15 protein-coding genes and 1 riboswitch are annotated in these 14,415 nt (G+C 48.3%); of the genes, 8 read left to right on the top strand and 7 right to left on the bottom strand.

Translation table 11 applies throughout. The annotated features are described in order from the left end of the window. Positions 1-37 precede the first annotated feature (37 nt). On the bottom strand, positions 38-802 hold the full coding sequence (locus FHW36_RS18585; RefSeq protein WP_145671073.1) for a LytR/AlgR family response regulator transcription factor: 765 nt from the start codon (positions 800-802) through the stop codon (positions 38-40). After that, positions 777-1,805 (bottom strand): sensor histidine kinase, encoded by a 1,029-nt coding sequence (locus FHW36_RS18590; RefSeq protein WP_145671074.1) that lies wholly within the window; start codon positions 1,803-1,805, stop codon positions 777-779. Before FHW36_RS18590 ends, FHW36_RS18585 begins: the two co-directional genes overlap by 26 nt. Positions 1,806-2,058: 253 nt before the next feature. On the opposite strand from FHW36_RS18590, the gene FHW36_RS18595 reads away from it, so the two are divergent. Genes FHW36_RS18595 through FHW36_RS30875 form a run of 5 tightly spaced genes read left to right on the top strand, consistent with a single transcriptional unit; the run spans position 2,059 to position 6,537 of the window. Then, entirely contained in the window at positions 2,059-2,994 is a 936-nt protein-coding gene (locus FHW36_RS18595) for a heme-binding domain-containing protein (protein ID WP_186452514.1), read from the top strand. Positions 2,995-3,001: 7 nt separating this feature from the next. After that, positions 3,002-3,436, top strand: a complete 435-nt coding sequence (locus tag FHW36_RS18600) for a hypothetical protein (RefSeq protein WP_145671076.1) — start codon at positions 3,002-3,004, stop codon at positions 3,434-3,436. Between the two features lie 23 nt (positions 3,437-3,459). Beyond that, a complete protein-coding gene (locus FHW36_RS18605) occupies positions 3,460-4,227 on the top strand; it encodes a DUF1223 domain-containing protein (protein WP_145671077.1) in 768 nt (255 codons plus the stop codon). Between the two features lie 27 nt (positions 4,228-4,254). After that, the gene (locus FHW36_RS18610; protein WP_145671078.1) at positions 4,255-5,268 is read left to right on the top strand and encodes an alpha/beta fold hydrolase; all 1,014 of its coding nucleotides are present in this window, start codon (positions 4,255-4,257) and stop codon (positions 5,266-5,268) included. 24 nt (positions 5,269-5,292) lie between these two features. After that, positions 5,293-6,537, top strand: coding sequence for an Ohr family peroxiredoxin (locus FHW36_RS30875; RefSeq protein ID WP_246121186.1), 1,245 nt, complete (start codon positions 5,293-5,295; stop codon positions 6,535-6,537). 64 nt (positions 6,538-6,601) lie between these two features. Here the strand turns inward: FHW36_RS30875 and FHW36_RS18625 are convergent, their stop codons facing one another. Beyond that, positions 6,602-6,982: an acyl-CoA thioesterase gene (locus FHW36_RS18625; protein WP_145671080.1), complete on the bottom strand. Its 381-nt coding sequence runs from the start codon at positions 6,980-6,982 to the stop codon at positions 6,602-6,604. Between the two features lie 195 nt (positions 6,983-7,177). After that, a riboswitch (cobalamin riboswitch) is annotated at positions 7,178-7,370 on the bottom strand. Positions 7,371-7,539: 169 nt separating this feature from the next. Between FHW36_RS18625 and FHW36_RS18630 the strand changes: the two genes are divergently transcribed. The 3 genes from FHW36_RS18630 to FHW36_RS18640 are packed head-to-tail and all read left to right on the top strand — an operon-like array spanning position 7,540 to position 9,295. Beyond that, entirely contained in the window at positions 7,540-7,902 is a 363-nt protein-coding gene (locus tag FHW36_RS18630; RefSeq protein WP_186452516.1) for an ArsR/SmtB family transcription factor, read from the top strand. A 4-nt stretch (positions 7,903-7,906) separates the two neighbouring features. Further along, positions 7,907-8,395: an SRPBCC family protein gene (locus tag FHW36_RS18635; RefSeq protein ID WP_145671082.1), complete on the top strand. Its 489-nt coding sequence runs from the start codon at positions 7,907-7,909 to the stop codon at positions 8,393-8,395. Positions 8,396-8,404: 9 nt separating this feature from the next. Further along, positions 8,405-9,295 (top strand): alpha/beta fold hydrolase, encoded by an 891-nt coding sequence (locus FHW36_RS18640; RefSeq protein ID WP_145671083.1) that lies wholly within the window; start codon positions 8,405-8,407, stop codon positions 9,293-9,295. Positions 9,296-9,355: 60 nt separating this feature from the next. On the opposite strand, the gene FHW36_RS18645 is transcribed toward FHW36_RS18640, so the two are convergent. From FHW36_RS18645 to gwsS, 4 genes are all read right to left on the bottom strand, one after another. Next, complete coding sequence (locus tag FHW36_RS18645) at positions 9,356-9,763, bottom strand: hypothetical protein (RefSeq protein ID WP_145671084.1); 408 nt, start codon at positions 9,761-9,763, stop codon at positions 9,356-9,358. A 78-nt stretch (positions 9,764-9,841) separates the two neighbouring features. Next, positions 9,842-11,143, bottom strand: coding sequence for an HlyD family secretion protein (locus FHW36_RS18650; RefSeq protein WP_145671085.1), 1,302 nt, complete (start codon positions 11,141-11,143; stop codon positions 9,842-9,844). Further along, on the bottom strand, positions 11,133-13,340 hold the full coding sequence (locus FHW36_RS18655) for a peptidase domain-containing ABC transporter (protein ID WP_222429118.1): 2,208 nt from the start codon (positions 13,338-13,340) through the stop codon (positions 11,133-11,135). The genes FHW36_RS18650 and FHW36_RS18655 overlap by 11 nt, the downstream gene beginning before the upstream one ends. Before the next feature lies 1 nt (position 13,341). Beyond that, positions 13,342-14,412 (bottom strand): grasp-with-spasm system SPASM domain peptide maturase, encoded by a 1,071-nt coding sequence (gene gwsS, locus FHW36_RS18660; protein ID WP_145671086.1) that lies wholly within the window; start codon positions 14,410-14,412, stop codon positions 13,342-13,344. Between the last annotated feature and the right edge of the window lie 3 nt (positions 14,413-14,415).

The raw sequence follows: 14,415 nt of genomic DNA on the forward strand, positions 1-14,415 counted from the left end.
TTAAAATCAACTTAAAATCGGGGCAAAAGGGGCCTATTTACCTGTTTTCCATCCATTGCAAAAACTGCGTAATCTTCTCCTTCCCTATCACCAATGGCTCCGGCGTAACAACATTGAGCTGTAGGGCCAGCTTTCGTGCCGAGTAATGTTCCACCTCTTTGATAGCATCGAAATTCACCAGGTACTGGCGATTGAGCCGGTAAAACTGCCGGGGCGACAACTGCGACTGCAACTGTTCCATGGTTTGTGAAATGATGTATTTCTGGTCCTGGAAAGTAACGATATATGGCGCATCGTATTTGATATAAATATAGGCGATGTTATCGGTGCGCACCGTGAGGTACCGGTTATTATGAAAGACCAGGAAGCTGGTTTTGCCTTCATTTTTATCGAGGCGTTTAATCAACTCCTGCCAATCCGGCTGAGCAGATTTTTGCTGGAAGAAGTTCCGGAGGTTATCCGTTTTTTCGAAAGCGGCTTCCAGGTCGGCCACTGCGTATGGTTTCAGCAGGTAGTCGACACCATTGGATTTGATGGCATCCATGGAATATTCCCCGAAGGCGGTACAGAATACTACCGGGGAAGATATTTTTACCTGTTTAAATATTTCAAAGCAGAGGCCATCGGCCAGCTGTACGTCCATAAATACCAGGTCGGGCGGCTCGTGGGCCGACAAATAAGCGACGGCGCTTTCCACGCTGTGCAACATGGTTTCCACGGTGGCCGCGGGCCTTACTTTGGCGATCATGCCGGCCAGCGACTTAGCGGCTTTTATCTCATCTTCTATTATGACTATCCTCATGGATGATGGGTAATTTTACTACAAATAGGTCTGTACCGGGGGTGATGATAATATTCTTATTGAGCAGGTGTTGATACCGTTCGTTGATATTATCCAATCCAATCCCGGTAGATGATTCTTTCGTGATCTTTGGCCGCACATTATTCTTTACTACAATATACTCCTCTTCTGAATAAATGCTGATCTGCAGCGGCTTATCCGGCGCTACAATATTATGCTTAATACAGTTTTCCATCAACAGCTGCAGCGTAAACGGCGGTATCATGGAATGCTGGTGCTGCTCCGTGACCTGTATATCCACTTCAATGCCTTCTTCAAAACGGGCTTTCAGCAAAAAGAGATAGGCCTGTACAATTTTCATTTCTTCTGAAAACCTGATGAGATCCAGCTGCCTGTTTTCCAGCGTAAACCGGTAGAAATCGGATAGTTTAAGGATGAAGTCCACACTGTTTTCATCCTGGTTTTCCACCATGTATTTCAGCGTATTTAAAGTATTAAAGAGAAAATGGGGGTTTACCTGTTGCCGCAACAGCTCAAATTGTGCCGCGAGGTTATCCATCCTGGTGCGTTCCAGCTCAATGCTTACCCGCTGGTTCTGGTAGGTTTGGTACAGGAGATGGATAAACATATAGAAAGTGAGATTGATGAGTACCCCTCTCACTTCAAACATGAGCATCACCGGGCCAAAGTTCAGGTGGGTTAGGATCAGCTGTTGTAGATAAGACAACAGAAACATCACCACAATACCAACCACCAGGTTTTTCACGAGAGGATACATAGAAAATCCCCGGTTGATTTCCTGGGAAGTATATACCGGCAGCGTGAAGATATTATAATACCAGACAAATACGGAGAATATAAAGGTGATCGCTGAGTTCGCGATAGTTTCATAAACGTTGAACTGATGCTGGATCAGGCTGGGCAACGATACGATGACTCCCAGAAACAGGGAGCTAAACCATATGACCCGGCCGGAAATATTGAATGTATTTTTTTGCTGCATAACACCTCAAAGATATAAGGATTTAGGTGGTGTAGGACAAAAAGGAGGGCCAACCCGGCATTTTGGGTCGGGATACCGGCATTTTCCGGGCTTAACAGGACCGGGCACCACACCTGGCATGATGCCTCGGGAAACAAGGATGTTTTTCCAGGTGCGTTTTTGTCCGGTACAACCATTCAATTGCCGGGTACAGGGTATTGCATTTCCCCGGGGAGCCCGATTGCTGTCTCTTTGTATTGTAATACTTCGACACATGAAAATATCCAGGCTTCTTAAAATCGCGCTGCTTACTACGGGCGCATTGACCATGGCAGTAGCAGCCATTTCCTTTACCACGCAGGTAGTGGAAAATCCGCCGGTAACCGGCGAAATCAACGCACCTGAAGAAGTGAAACAACTGTTCAGACATGCCTGTTACGATTGCCATTCTAACAACACCCAGCTGGCCTGGTATGATAAACTACCTATAGTAGCGGGTCTTGTCAGGAAAGATGTGATAGCTGCCCGGGAGCACCTCAACTTCTCCGAATGGGACCGGCTGAGTGCTGCTCAGCAGCAGTCGGCCTTATGGGAAGCCTATAATATGATCAACTCAGGTACCATGCCCCTTCCCTCCTATGCTGCCCTGCACAGCAACGCCAAAGTAACGCCGGCGGAGCTTTCCGGATTGCGGAATTACCTTAATACCAAACGGGTAAAAGTAGTACCGGATAGCGCAAAAACAGCCCAGGCCCGGCAACAATGGGAAAAAGCGGCGCCTGCACAACTCCCGGTATCCGTAAATGGTATCCGCCATATGCCTGAATTCCGCCAGTGGCAGGTGATGAGCACCACCTCCCGTTTTGATAATACCACGATGCGGGTCATGTTTGCCAACCCGGTTGCCATGCAAGCTATTAAAGAGCAAAAAATCAACCCCTGGCCCGATGGGGCGGTTATTGTGAAAGTTGTATGGGAAAAATCCATAGACGCCAACGGCAATATTCATCCGGGTAAATTTCTGAACATCCAGTATATGGTGAGAGAGGCAAAACGCTACCAGGACACCGATGGCTGGGGATATGCCAAATTTGAAACACCCGCTTTAAAACCTTATGGCAGTACGCCCATGACCTTCCGGGAATGCAGCTCCTGCCACCGTGCTGCCAACAAAACAGGCGGCATCTTCGATCTTTCCACTTTAAACTAATTCGTATATGCGTTACATATATTTCATTCTCTTCGCCGCCGCTTTGATGAGCTGTTCCCAGGCCAAACAACAGATACCCGCTATCAGGCCTTATGAATTCAACGACAGCGGCTACCAGGTGATCACCACCGTTATCAATGAGAAAGACAATTCGGTAGCCATGCTGTATGGCAATAAAGCCGCCATGCACTTACCATCCACCGGCGCCGTATACAAACTGGTCACCTACCGCGAACAGGATAACCAATTCTGGTATGGCAGCTACATCAACGGGGAACTATTAAGCGTGGAAACGGTAGATATGGCGCCTGTGGCCAACGGACAACCACCCGCCTACCAGTTCATGCCATACCACGGCACTACCGCTGCCTGTGATGCCACTGCCAGAACCGCCTTCATACAAGCATTACAACCAGCCTGGTATCCCTGCGATCCACAATAATTCACTATTAAAATATTCATCTCATGAAATCACTGATCATCACCGCCATCTTTTCGCTTAGCAGTCTGCTGGGCGCCTGCACTAATGTACTGGGCAACAACAATGGTCCACTGGTAACCAGCACCGATAGCACCAAAGGATTTGCCGTAGTAGAACTGTATACTTCAGAAGGCTGCTCCAGCTGTCCCCCTGCCGACGAACTACTTTCCAGGCTGGAACAGGAAAGCAACGGCCAGCCACTGTACCTGCTGGCCTTCCACGTAGACTACTGGGACCACCAGGGCTGGCGCGACAGCTACAGTCAACATGCCTTTTCCGAAAGGCAGCAGCAATATGCTTCCTGGCTGGGGCTATCCACCGTATATACGCCACAAATGGTGATCAACGGCACTCGTGAAATGATAGGTTCTAATGTAGCTGCCGTAAAACAAGCAGTTAACACCGCGCTGGATCAACCGGCAAGTGCTAGCCTGATATTGCAGGCGCATTCCGAAGCGCGCCAATTGGAAGTAAACTGGCAGCTGTCATCTCCCCGGAAAAATACCCACCTGTTGCTGGCACTGGTACAAAAAAGCGGGCAAAGCCAGGTGAGGGCAGGCGAAAATGCCGGTAGAAAATTGTCACATGTACAAATCGTACGACAGCTTACTACGGTGAATGCGCAGGAAAGCAATCATACCACCCTGCAGCTTCCTGATGGGTTTAACAATACGGACTGGGAATTGATTGGCTTCGTGCAAAACAGCGCAAACGGGAAAATTATCGCGGCCGCCAAAGCAGCCCTTCACTAATTAATCATCTACTTCAACAACTTTTTTATGCAAACTACCAAAACATATAACCGGCGGCACTTTCTCGGGTTAGGAGCACTGGCATTGGGAGCCCTCAGCATTCCTTCCTATCTCCGCGGCGCTGTTGCCACCAACACTTCCCTAGGTCCTTTCAAACAAATTAATGCCGGCGTACTGAATATCGGTTATGCAGAAATGGGGCCTGCACAGGGCGTTCCCGTGATCCTGCTTCATGGCTGGCCCTATGATGTACACAGTTACCAGGAAGTAGCACCAGCGCTGGCTGACAAAGGCTACCGGGTAATTGTACCTCACCTGCGGGGCCATGGCACTACCACTTTCCTGGATGCCAGCACCATGCGTACCGGGCAACAGGCAGCCGTAGCACTCGACATCATTGCCTTAATGGATGCCCTGCACATCAAAAAAGCCATCCTGGCGGGTTACGACTGGGGTACCCGCACTGCCAATATCATTGGCGCCTTATGGCCGGAAAGGGTAATAGCACTAGTATGCGTAAACGGTTACCTGGTAAATAACCGCGAGAAAAATAAACAGCCGCTATCCCCACAGGCAGAATGGAGCTGGTGGTACCAGTATTATTTCGCTACGGAACGCGGACGGGAAGGGCTGAAACTACACCGCGAAGAACTGGCCCGCTTGATATGGAAGTTCAATTCCCCTAAATGGGCATTCGACGACAAGACCTTCCAACAATACGCCACCTCTTTTCATAATGTCGACTATACCGATGTGGTAATCCACAACTACCGGTGGCGTCTGGGCCTCGCCGACGGCGATCCCCGTTACGACTCACTGGAGCAGCAGCTGGCTACAGGCCCTGTGATCAGGGTGCCGTCCATTACACTGGACGGTGATGCCGACGGAATTGCCACCGCTACTGATGGACAGGCATATAAAAAGAAATTCACCGGAAAACATGTTCATCATATTATTCCCGGCGCCGGGCATAATCTGCCCGCCGAAGCACCAGGCATATTTACCAACGCAATTATCGAAGCCGCCTGCCTGACTGATTAATCCACTAATAAAACAGCATAAAAAATGAAAAAAATGTTCTTACAACGTATCCAGGAAGGCCTGCGATTCACGGCTTTCCTTCTGCTATGTCTTCCTGCACTATCTACCATGGCGGCTTCCGGCGACAATGATCCACCTCCCAAGGATATCAGGAACATTGTTTTAGTACATGGCGCCTTCGCAGATGGCTCCGGCTACAAAGCATTATTTAACATTCTTACCGCCAAAGGATATCATGTAACAGTGGTGCAAAATCCGCTTACGTCTTTGAAGGATGATGTGGCTGCCACCCGGAATATCCTCGATAAACAGGACGGTCCCTGCGTGCTGGTAGGACATTCCTGGGGCGGTACCGTGATCACCGAAGCAGGTACACATCCCAAGGTAGCTGCCCTGGTATATATTGCGGCCTTTCAGCCCGACAAAGGCGAAAATACTGCGCAGCTGGCTGGTTCAAGACCTGCCACTGATCCTTCAGGTATCCTCCCTCCCGATGATAAAGGCGTAATCTATTTTGATGTAGCACAGTTTCACGACGGTTTTTCAGCAGACCTGCCCATCGAAACTTCCAATTTTATGGCCGCCTCACAGGTACCCATTTTTGCGGCATGCTTTGGCACCCCGGTATCGCAGGTGGGCTGGAAAAATAAGCCCAGCTATGGGATCGTAGCTACCGATGATCATGCCCTGCATCCGGATATACAACGTCGCATGTATAAAAGAGCCGGCGATCATATTACCGAAATCAAAGGCAGTCAGTTTTTATTTCCCAGCCTGAAGCGGTGGCAAATGTTATCATCGCAGCAACACATACACAACAATAGCTTCATAAAAAGATCCATTTATATGCAAACTACTAACACTACTGCAAGAATATTGTATACCGGCAAAACACGTACTACCGGCGGCCGTGAAGGGAAAGCCATCAGCACCGACGGGCAACTGGATATTTCATTGGGCACACCCGGCAGTGGCAAAGGTACTAACCCTGAACAGCTGTTTGCTGCGGGATGGTCGGCCTGCTTTATTGGCGCAATGGGATTGGCCGCCCACGCGTTGAAAATTAAACTGCCAGAACAAACCGCCGTTAATGCGGAAATTGACCTGGTGTTGAACGACGGACAATACAGCTTACAGGCAAGGTTATACGTAGCGCTGCCCGGACTGGATGCTACGCTGGCGCAACAGCTGATAGACAGCGCGCATGCCAATTGTCCTTATTCCAAAGCCACCCGGAGTAACATACCGGTGAGCATTTCATTGGTGTAAAAGCTACCATACAATGTTTAAAGCCCTCCCCAGGCCGGGGAAGGCTTTAAACCTATTCATATCATCAACCGATTTTTACCGGGCGTTTGTCGTTGTCAATAGCCACGAATGTAAACTCCCCTGCTATCGCCTTCTCCCGGACCGTTGAGTACATTTGTTCGATAAACACTTCCACTCTTACTTTAAGACTGGTATTACCAACAAACGACACGATGCCTACCAACTCGATAATAGTGCCTGCGGGAATAGGTTTGGTAAAGTCGATACGATCGCTGCTCACCGTCACCATTTTCTGGCGGCTATAGCGGGTGGCAGTGATAAAGGCCACTTCGTCCATCAGCGCCATGGCGGTACCGCCAAACAAGGTATCATAGTGATTGGTACTATCAGGGAATACAGCTTTAAATATCCGGGTAACAGATTGATCTATCTTGTCCTGGCTCATGGTATTATTTTTTTATGAGAATAATTCAACAGGCGGTTAACGGCTGCTGAACGTCAGTTAGAAAATTCTTTGATGCACCAACAATGCTGCTGGAAAGATAGTAGTGTGAGTGATACGCACGATGGTTCATTCCCCGCCCAGGCGGGGTGGGTTAAAGCGTATATCAGTTCAACAGCTGCTTCATTCCGCGAAAGCATTGTCAATTGCATAAAGGCAGGTCTCCTGGCTTGTAACATTTCTACCGTCCTTCCCACCTCTATTCCAGAGAGACAGTGGACAACCAGGGTAAAAATTTTCAGGTTACTTACAGTTGCGGGACAGCTTGCGATTTACACGCAATTCCCTATTAATCCCACGTGACGTGGGAACCTTTGCTGCTTGATAAAATATCAGGAAAGAACTTAGGGGCACAAATTAGGATATTTTGAAGGATTTAAAAATAGGGTCAGGCGAAAAGGCATGGGAGGCTCGTTTTAATCATTTCATGAGCGCCATTCAAAAAAAATTTGCGCAAGTAAATACTTGCATATAAATTTGCAAGCAAATACTTGCATATCATGGAAGCACGCAGAGATGTTTTTCAGGCTATTGCCGACCCAACCAGACGGGCCATCATCGGAATGATAGCCCGGCAACCCGTCAACGTCAACACCATTGCGGAGCAATTTGACGTGAGCCGCCAGGCTATTTCCCTGCATCTTAAAGTACTCTCTGAATGCGGACTGCTACATATAAAGCAATCGGGCAGGGAACGCTTTTGCGAAGCCAAACTGGAAAAACTCAATGAAGTACATGAATGGGTAGCCCAATACCACAAGCTGTGGACAGGCAGGTTGAAAGCGCTGAAAGACTTTATTGAACAGGATGAAATACCGGCTTCCGCGAAAAAAAACAAACGTACCAACACCGCTAAAAAATAATATCATGGAAAATCGCGTCAACAATAACGAAGTATTCATTGAAGAAACGTTCAATGCCCCAGCTGAAAAAGTTTTCAGCGCCTGGACAGATCCTGATAAATTAATGAAATGGTATGCTCCCGAAGGCTGTACCATCTTTTTCAAAAAACTGGAGATAACACCTGGTGGACAATTCCATTCCTGTATCAGGAATCCGCAATACGGCGACTGCTGGTGCATTGGCGAATACAAGGAGATCCTGCCCTATAAAAAAATTGTATTTACGTTGGTCAATGCCGATGAAAACGGGCAGCCCATCAACCCGGCGGATGCTGGCATGGACGCCAACTGGCCCGGCGCTACACTGGTAACCGTCACCTTTGCCATGGAAGACGGGAAAACCAAATTGCAACTGCGTCAAACCGTTTCCCAGGAACTGGCAAAGAAAACCGGCGCCTATCCCAGTTGGCTGCAAATGCTGGATAAGATGCGGGCATTACTTCATCAAAACTAATGACATTCCATGAAAACATTCACTATATACATTGCTGCGGTATGGCTGTTGCTATCATCGTTCACCAATATCCAACAGGCAGGCACTACCCCGCCATCAGCAAAAGATAGCGTTCCTAACAGGCATGGTTACGCGGATGTGAACGGAATTAAAATGTATTATGAAATTTACGGAGAAGGCAAGCCACTGGTATTGCTCCATGGCGGCGGTTCTACCATTCAAACCACCTTTGGGAGAGTAATTCCCCTGCTGGCGCAGCACCGGCAACTCATTGCTGTAGAACTACAAGCGCATGGCAGAACCAGCGACCGGGCAAAAGATCTCACTTTTGAACAGGATGCCGACGATGTAGCTACGCTCCTGCAGCAGCTGCATATCAATAAAGCCGATTTCTTTGGATTCAGCAATGGTGGCACTACGACCCTACAGGTAGCTATCCGACACCCGGAAGTTGTAGATAAAATGGTGCTGGGCTCTGCGCTTTGCAAACGCAATGGCATGCCCCCGGGGTTCTGGGATTTTATGAAACAGGCGCAGCTGAGCAATATGCCCCCCGAGCTTAAGACCGCTTATCTGCAATTGACGTCTAATGCCGCCGGGTTGCAGAACATGCACGACAAGGATGTAAAAAGAGTGCTCAACTTCCGGGATATACCAGATGAACAACTCAAGGCTATTCATGCTCCCGCGTTGATTATCGTTGCCGACCAGGATGCTATACAGCCCGAGCACGCGATAGCCATGCACCGGCTACTACCTCATTCCACACTGGCCATTATACCAGGCGTACACGGGGAATATATTGAAGAAATAACCACCCTGACATCCGGCTCCCATGAAGCAGATTATGTAATTCCCATGGTGGAACGATTCCTGGACAAGGATACAGTGAAGCAATAACATTTACAATAAAGTGCGCCTGTACAAGCGTACAGACGCACTCACCCCCTATTAAACAATTTACTCTTCAGCAGCGTTCCGTTGTAAGGATTTCAACAGTTTGTTATAAGTGGAGAAATCTCTCTCCGGCTGATTCTCCAACCAGCCATAGGTAAGCCCCTGTATCCTCCCCTGGTAGAAATCTGCATCTTCAGGATACATATTCAGTCCTTCATAATATTTTGCCAGGAACCATTCGTAGTTAGCACGGTCTTTCCTGCTGGCAAATCCCTCCCCTTCCTGGTAGCCGTAGTTATACTCCCGTTCAAACGTTGTCAGCACCGGTGCGGTCTGAACAGGCTTAAGCGGCGGAAGTGTCTGCGCACTTACAGCTAAAGTACCGAATACGCCTATTAACAGCACCGCAGCTATTTTAGGAACTGCATTCCATTTGTCGCACCGGTTTTCTTTTTGTGTTTTACTTTCCATAAAATAGTATTTTAAGGAATGAATTTAGCACTCCTTACTATCAGGAAATAGTACAAAAACGACAAGTCGATTGTCCATCTATTCAAACCGCAGCAGCTTCCTCAGTTGGTAAAAGAATCGTTCTATCAACCGCAGGTCCTGCGTTACGATGTCGGCATTACCTTTTAATTCTTTATCAAATGGTAGGGTTTTATGGAAAGAAGTCTGTAGGCCGCGGGGCAGTATTACATTCACGTAATAATTACCGTCTTTATCGGGGCTGCTGGCAATATTCTTCACCCTTCCTTCCACGATACCAAATTCCTGGTAGGGATAGTTATCCAGCTTCAGGAGTACCTTCTGCCCTTCCTTCACCTTACCGGAATTGGTGGTGGGCACCAGCAGGCGGCCAATGAGCATATCTTTATCGTCTGGCATCACCGACAGCAGGATATCGCCGGCTTTCACGAACTGGTGCTTCCCCAGGAACTGCTGAAAGCTAACCACACCGGGCACCGCAGCCATTACCAGGTAATTTTGCTCCCAGGCATTGAGCGATTTTCTCATTTGCTCAAAGAGTTGCCCGGTTTGTGCGGTTAAATTGATTTTATCTTTTTCCGCATTGATGCTGGCGCCGCTCCTGGTTTTCTCAATTCCCAGTATTCCTTCCTGTAGCTGGGAGATGGAAATATTAATGCTTTCCAGGTTCTGGCCGGCCTGTAGAAATTTTATTTTCTCCTGGTTCATTTCCGCAGCAGAAACTACTCTTTCTTTGAAGAGCTCCTGGTAGCGCTCAAATTCTTTTTTAGACAATTCGTACTTCGTTTGCTCCAGGCTTTTTTGCTCCTGCAACGTACGGATCCTATTGCGCGATTCCGCCAGGCTTCTTTCTGCTGCCGCATAATCAGGGGAATAAGGCTGCAGCCGGGTATAGAGTTGCTCGTCGGTCAATGCCTTGGCAAAGGCATTATAATCTGCCTGGATTTCACCCAGCTTATACCCTGCCACTTCGCTGAGCGGGAAATGCACCAGCGCGCCATTGCCCAGGGAATCCACGATTTGCCGTAAGCGGATTACATCACGGTAATCGGCGGTCGACTGCAACACCATCAGCAGTTGGCCCCGGGAAACAGCCTGGTGGTCGTCTACAAATATTTCCTCTACCCGGGTATTCGTCCGGGCTTCCAGCTTTTCCGGCGGGTTCCGGGAGGAGATGATCACCGTGGAAGGCACAAACTCCGGGTACTTGATGATACAGCTCATCCCTACTATGAGTAGCAGGATGGTTAGTATCAGGGTATTGCCCCAGCGAACCATCCAGTTTGGCGGCTGCGAAAGGATATCCTGCACGCCTTCCGAATGCAGCTGGATGGTGTCTAATATCTCTTTTTTAGTTTCCAAGTTCCAATTGATTTTTTACCAGCCTGTAATATTCTTTGCGAAGCGCTACCAGTTCGTCGTGACTCCCTTCCTCCACTACCTTTCCTTTATCCAATACAATGATCTTATCAGCGTGCTTTACGGTAGACAAGCGGTGGGCAATGATCACAGCCGTTTTTCCTTTCAGGAATTGTTCCAGGTTACCCATGATGGCTCTCTCGGTATTGGCATCCAAAGCGCTGGTGGCCTCGTCGAAAAATATATACTCCGGCGATTTGTAAACTGCCCGCGCTATAAAGAGCCGTTGTTTTTGGCCACCGCTGATGCCGATGCCCTCATTACCAATTTTGGAATTGTAATTCAAGGGCAGGCTCTCCACGAAGTCCCGGATGCAAGCCACATCCACTGCTTTCTTCAGCTGCTGCCGGTTGATATCATCTATGCCTATGGCAATATTCCGGGCAATGGTATCATTGAATACATATCCTTCCTGCATCACTACCCCGCACTGATCCCGCCAATACCGGGGCGAAACATGCTGCAGTGGCATGTTCCCTATTTTAATTTCTCCCTCACCAGGTTCGTAAAATTTCATCAGCAATTTCAGCAGCGTAGTTTTACCACTACCGCTGGCTCCCACAATAGCGGTGGTTTTGCGGTAAGGAATGGTTAAACTCAGCTGCTCAAATACCGGCGTCCCTGCTCCCACGTACCGGAACGACACGTTATGCAGGGCAATGTCCTGTTCCGGGATCTCTGCTGCGGTGGGTATATCTGCACGTTCTTCATCTGCTTTATCATGGATTTCTCCCAGCCTTTCCAGCGATATTTTGGCATCCTGCGTTTGCTTTACAAAGTCCATCAATTGCACCAGCGGGCCATTCAATTGCCCGATGATATACTGCACGGCCAGCATCATTCCCAGCGTAAGCTGGCCATCGAGCACCAGCTTGGCTGCCAGGAAGCTCACAAAGATGTCTTTCATCTGGTTGATAAAATTGCCGCCCACTGTTTGCCATTGCTCCAGCGACAAAGCCTTCACATGAATTTTAAACAGTTTTACCTGCATAAACTCCCACCCCCAGCGCATCTGTTTTTCGGCATTGTGCATTTTGATTTCCTGCATACCATTCACCAGTTCAATCACTTTACTCTGCTCCTGCGCTACCTGCGAAAAACGTTTATAGTCCAGCTCCTTTCTCTTCTTCAGGAAGAAAGAGATCCATCCCACCGATAAACCCGCGCCAAACAAGTAGATCAGGAATAACCGGTAGTCATACAACAACAGCACTACGCTGAATATAACCAGGTTAAACAGCGAAAAAAGCGTATTCAGGGAGGAGTTGGTGAGCAGTTGCTCTATCCGCTGGTGATCATTGATCCGCTGCATAATATCGCCAGTCATGCGCGTATCAAAATAGCTGATCGGCAACTTCATAAGTTTGATGAAGAAGTCGGATACGATGGAGATATTAATGCGGCTGGAAAGATGCAATAAAATCCAGCTGCGCACCACTTCTATTCCCATTCTGCCGACGAACAGCATCACCTGTGCCAGCAATACCAGGTAGATAAAGTTCAGATCGTGGTTCTGGATACCAATATCTACAATACTCTGGGTCAGAAAAGGGAAAATAAGCGACAGGAGGCTGCCGGCCAACAAGCCGATGATCAGTTGCGTAATCAGTTTTTTGTACCGGAAAAAATAAGTGAACAGGAAAGAGAAGTCTTTCCTGCTTCGCGGCGCCGCCGCTTCCGTTTCGTAAAAAACAGGTGTCGGCTCCATCACCAAGGCAATTCCTTCCTCATCCTGCTCCCGCTTACCCTTTCCCATCCAACCGTCGATAAACTCCTGCCGGGTATATTTTATCAATCCATAAGCCGGATCAGACACATGTATGGTGGTGTGCCCTCCCGATTTGGTGATCTTGTATACGACAACGAAATGTTGTTGTCCCCAGTGACAAATACAGGGAAGCGGTACATCTTCCACCAGGGTATTGAAATCTATCTTTACCGCCAGCGTCTTAAATCCCAGTCTCTCTGCAGCAGTGGAAAGTCCCAACAGGGAGCTTCCCTCCCGCGTAGTTTCCGCGAGCGCCCGGACATCCGCGATATCTGTCAGTTTGCCGTGATGCTTACTGATGATCTTTATACAGGTAGGACCACAATCCTTTCCATCTGGCTGCCTGTAAAAAGGGAATGCTTTCAGCTTCATATTATTTTATTATCTCTTCCAGGCCGTAAGCAGCGATGGCAGTTTGTTTCAACGGATGCTCCGTCCAGTCGTCCCAGGTATTCGTATAGGGGTTGTACCCACATTTCAGCGGCTTAGAATACCTATCCTGGGGATTTTCTATATAGGCACGGCAATCGGTACATACATGCCTGAATTCACAGTCTTTACAAACGGCTATCTCGTCTTTGCGAATATTTGCATACTGGTGAAAAGCGGGGTTGTCTAACACTTCCTGTAAGGAAGTATCCCCTACATGCCCAAAATTCTCACGCATAGACGGGCAATTCCGTATATAACCATGTTGATCAACGCTTAGCTTCCTGTTCAGGCAGGTATTATGGTGCTGGCTTTCGGTAAACAGTTCCATATTGGCGGTAAAGTAGCCGGTACGGATCTCTCCACAAGCCAGGCAGGAGTTAATACTACTACTGAAACAGGCAACTGATACAGAGCCATCAAATACTTTCTCTACTTTGTTCACCGGCGCGGTATGCAGCAGCAGCGACTTCACCCTGGGATATTGCTTTACCAGCCTATCCCATACCGGCAGTGTCACGGCTTCATCATACGGCAGCACCAGTTTGATGTATTTTAAGGTGGTACCATTAAACACTTCCAGCAAAGCTCTGATGTTATCCAGCGTAGCAGGTTGGTAATACCTGATCTCCAATCCCTGTATATGCAGGTCGAACAGCTCCCGGAAAAAATTGCCGGTATAGTCGATACCGTTATTGTATTCAATAATGACATTCGTGATATCGGAATACCGGTCCCAGCTGAGGTCCAGCGGGATTAGTTCGGTCAACAGCCGGTTATCGATAAATCCCAGTTCCTTGCTGATCACGTAGTCGATATAGCCGGTGATTGCCTCCCGGTTGTCCTCCCCGTAGTGCGCGATGCATTCATCGATGGAGCCTTGTTGCAGGAAGGTGAGCACTTCTGCAGTATCATTAGGGAGATGGTAAAATTTACGCAACTGCAAATCGCAGAGCAGCGACATATTAGCTCCTTTTACCAGCTGGCAGTTTGCATACAGGTTTAAATATTCCATGGT

Origin of the sequence: Chitinophaga polysaccharea (assembly GCF_007829335.1) — a bacterium.
In the GTDB taxonomy this organism is placed as follows: Bacteria; Bacteroidota; Bacteroidia; order Chitinophagales; family Chitinophagaceae; genus Chitinophaga; species Chitinophaga polysaccharea_B.

Excerpts from the sequence above, each read along its gene's own strand:
- FHW36_RS18585 (WP_145671073.1), bottom strand. The coding sequence starts at position 802 with ATGAGGATAGTCATAATAGAAGATGAGATAAAAGCCGCTAAGTCGCTG.
- FHW36_RS18590 (WP_145671074.1), bottom strand. The coding sequence starts at position 1,805 with ATGCAGCAAAAAAATACATTCAATATTTCCGGCCGGGTCATATGGTTT.
- FHW36_RS18595 (WP_186452514.1), top strand. The coding sequence starts at position 2,059 with ATGAAAATATCCAGGCTTCTTAAAATCGCGCTGCTTACTACGGGCGCA.
- FHW36_RS18600 (WP_145671076.1), top strand. The coding sequence starts at position 3,002 with ATGCGTTACATATATTTCATTCTCTTCGCCGCCGCTTTGATGAGCTGT.
- FHW36_RS18605 (WP_145671077.1), top strand. The coding sequence starts at position 3,460 with ATGAAATCACTGATCATCACCGCCATCTTTTCGCTTAGCAGTCTGCTG.
- FHW36_RS18610 (WP_145671078.1), top strand. The coding sequence starts at position 4,255 with ATGCAAACTACCAAAACATATAACCGGCGGCACTTTCTCGGGTTAGGA.
- FHW36_RS30875 (WP_246121186.1), top strand. The coding sequence starts at position 5,293 with ATGAAAAAAATGTTCTTACAACGTATCCAGGAAGGCCTGCGATTCACG.
- FHW36_RS18625 (WP_145671080.1), bottom strand. The coding sequence starts at position 6,982 with ATGAGCCAGGACAAGATAGATCAATCTGTTACCCGGATATTTAAAGCT.
- FHW36_RS18630 (WP_186452516.1), top strand. The coding sequence starts at position 7,540 with ATGGAAGCACGCAGAGATGTTTTTCAGGCTATTGCCGACCCAACCAGA.
- FHW36_RS18635 (WP_145671082.1), top strand. The coding sequence starts at position 7,907 with ATGGAAAATCGCGTCAACAATAACGAAGTATTCATTGAAGAAACGTTC.
- FHW36_RS18640 (WP_145671083.1), top strand. The coding sequence starts at position 8,405 with ATGAAAACATTCACTATATACATTGCTGCGGTATGGCTGTTGCTATCA.
- FHW36_RS18645 (WP_145671084.1), bottom strand. The coding sequence starts at position 9,763 with ATGGAAAGTAAAACACAAAAAGAAAACCGGTGCGACAAATGGAATGCA.
- FHW36_RS18655 (WP_222429118.1), bottom strand. The coding sequence starts at position 13,340 with ATGAAGCTGAAAGCATTCCCTTTTTACAGGCAGCCAGATGGAAAGGAT.
- gwsS (WP_145671086.1), bottom strand. The coding sequence starts at position 14,412 with ATGGAATATTTAAACCTGTATGCAAACTGCCAGCTGGTAAAAGGAGCT.